This is a genomic window from Salipaludibacillus keqinensis, assembly GCF_003226325.1.
Lineage (GTDB): Bacteria > Bacillota > Bacilli > Bacillales > Salisediminibacteriaceae > Salipaludibacillus > Salipaludibacillus keqinensis.
The window spans coordinates 1-3113 of the sequence record NZ_PDOD01000009.1 but is presented as its reverse complement, the minus strand read 5'-3'; the positions used below and the strand labels follow the sequence as shown (position 1 = coordinate 3113).

The 3113-nt window shown below is 52.7% G+C and carries 1 rRNA gene; it reads left to right on the top strand.

The features are described 5' to 3' along the window. Positions 1-94 precede the first annotated feature (94 nt). A 23S ribosomal RNA gene (locus tag CR194_RS20010) occupies positions 95-3034 on the top strand. The last annotated feature ends 79 nt before the right edge of the window (positions 3035-3113 follow it).

Genomic DNA, 3113 nt, shown 5'->3' with positions numbered 1-3113 from the left:
AATCCAAGGAAGAGTGAACCGAGTGTCTTAGAATAGGCCAAGTAACACAAGACGCCAATTGTTTATCTCCTTTGAAAGAAGGAAGGACAAGAGTGGTTAAGCTAGAAAGGGCGCACGGTGAATGCCTTGGCACTAGGAGCCGATGAAGGACGGGACGAACACCGATATGCTTCGGGGAGCTGTAAGTAAGCGTTGATCCGGAGATTTCCGAATGGGGGAACCCATCATCCGTAATGGGATGAGATCCACACCTGAATCCATAGGGTGTGAGAAGGCAGACCTGGGGAACTGAAACATCTTAGTACCCAGAGGAAGAGAAAGCAAATGCGATTTCCTGAGTAGCGGCGAGCGAAACGGAAACAGCCCAAACCAAGAGGCTTGCCTCTTGGGGTTGTAGGACACTCCATACGGAGTTACAAAGAGTCAGCGTAGGCGAAGCGATCTGGAAAGGTCCGCGAGACGAGGTAAAAGCCCTGTAGCCAAAATGTTGACTCCTCCGGAGTGGATCCTGAGTACGGCGGGACACGTGAAACCCCGTCGGAATCTGGGAGGACCATCTCCCAAGGCTAAATACTCCCTAGTGACCGATAGTGAACCAGTACCGTGAGGGAAAGGTGAAAAGTACCCCGGAAGGGGAGTGAAAGAGATCTTGAAACCGTGTGCCTACAAGTAGTTGGAGCCCGTTAATGGGTGACAGCGTGCCTTTTGTAGAATGAACCGGCGAGTTACGATCCCGTGCAAGGTTAAGTTGAAGAGACGGAGCCGCAGCGAAAGCGAGTCTGAATAGGGCGAATAAGTACGTGGTTGTAGACCCGAAACCGGGTGATCTACCCATGTCCAGGGTGAAGTCCAGGTAACACTGGATGGAGGCCCGAACCCACGCACGTTGAAAAGTGCGGGGATGAGGTGTGGGTAGGGGTGAAATGCCAATCGAACTCGGAAATAGCTGGTTCTCCCCGAAATAGCTTTAGGGCTAGCCTCGAGGGAAGAGTTTTGGAGGTAGAGCACTGATTGGACTAGGGGTCCCTACAGGATTACCGAATTCAGTCAAACTCCGAATGCCAAAAACTTATCCTCGGGAGTCAGACTGCGAGTGCTAAGATCCGTAGTCAAGAGGGAAACAGCCCAGACCATCAGCTAAGGTCCCAAAGTATACGTTAAGTGGAAAAGGATGTGGAGTTGCTTAGACAACCAGGATGTTGGCTTAGAAGCAGCCATCATTGAAAGAGTGCGTAATAGCTCACTGGTCGAGTGACTCTGCGCCGAAAATGTACCGGGGCTAAACGTATCACCGAAGCTATGGACAGACACCTTCGGGTGTCCTGTGGTAGGGGAGCGTTCCAAGGGCGTCGAAGCATGACCGGAAGGACATGTGGAGCGCTTGGAAGTGAGAATGCCGGTATGAGTAGCGAAAAGAGGGGTGAGAATCCCCTCCGTCGAAAGCCTAAGGTTTCCTGAGGAAGGCTCGTCCGCTCAGGGTAAGTCGGGACCTAAGCCGAGGCCGAAAGGCGTAGGCGATGGCAAACAGGTTGAAATTCCTGTACCACCACGTTTCCGTTTGAGTGAAGGGGGGACGCAGGAAGGTAAGGTAAGCGCACCACTGGATGTGTGCGTCGAAGCAGTGAGGCTGACAAGTAGGCAAATCCGCTTGTCTTAAGGTTGAGCTGTGACCGCGAGGGAAATTATAGTACCGAAGTTCCTGATCCTACACTGCCAAGAAAAGCCTCTAGCGAGGAAACTGGTGCCCGTACCGCAAACCGACACAGGTAGGCGGGAAGAGAATTCTAAGACGCGCGGGAGAACTCTCGTTAAGGAACTCGGCAAAATGACTCCGTAACTTCGGGAGAAGGAGTGCTCTATTAGGGTGTATGCCCGAGAGAGCCGCAGTGAATAGGCCCAAACGACTGTTTATCAAAAACACAGGTCTCTGCGAAGCCGCAAGGCGAAGTATAGGGGCTGACACCTGCCCGGTGCTGGAAGGTTAAGAGGAGGGGTTATCCCTTACGGGAGAAGCTCTGAATTGAAGCCCCAGTAAACGGCGGCCGTAACTATAACGGTCCTAAGGTAGCGAAATTCCTTGTCGGGTAAGTTCCGACCCGCACGAAAGGTGCAACGATTTGGGCACTGTCTCAACGAGAGACCCGGTGAAATTATATTACCTGTGAAGATGCAGGTTACCCGCGACAGGACGGAAAGACCCCATGGAGCTTTACTGTAGCTTGATATTGGATTTTGGTACAGCTTGTACAGGATAGGTAGGAGCCTTGGAAACCGGAGCGCCAGCTTCGGTGGAGGCATTGGTGGGATACTACCCTGGCTGTACTGAAATTCTAACCTCGAACCGTGATCCGGTTCAGGGACAGTGTCAGGTGGGCAGTTTGACTGGGGCGGTCGCCTCCTAAAGAGTAACGGAGGCGCCCAAAGGTTCCCTCAGAATGGTTGGAAATCATTCGCAGAGTGCAAAGGCATAAGGGAGCTTGACTGCGAGACATACAGGTCGAGCAGGGACGAAAGTCGGGCTTAGTGATCCGGCGGCACCGTATGGAAGGGCCGTCGCTCAACGGATAAAAGCTACCCTGGGGATAACAGGCTAATCTCCCCCAAGAGTCCACATCGACGGGGAGGTTTGGCACCTCGATGTCGGCTCGTCGCATCCTGGGGCTGAAGTAGGTCCCAAGGGTTGGGCTGTTCGCCCATTAAAGCGGCACGCGAGCTGGGTTCAGAACGTCGTGAGACAGTTCGGTCCCTATCCGTCGCGGGCGTAGGAAATTTGAGAGGAGCTGTCCTTAGTACGAGAGGACCGGGATGGACACACCGCTGGTGTACCAGTTGTTCCGCCAGGAGCATCGCTGGGTAGCTACGTGTGGAAGGGATAAGTGCTGAAAGCATCTAAGCATGAAGCCCCCCTCGAGATGAGATTTCCCATCACGCAAGTGAGTAAGATCCCTCAGAGAAGATGAGGTTGATAGGTCTCGTGTGGAAGCATGGCGACATGCGGAGCTGAGAGATACTAATCGATCGAGGGCTTAACCAATGGTACTTTTAAGATACGATTCATTCATTCAAGCGTTATCCAGTTTTGAGAGGTCAACGACCTGTCAATTTCATATGTC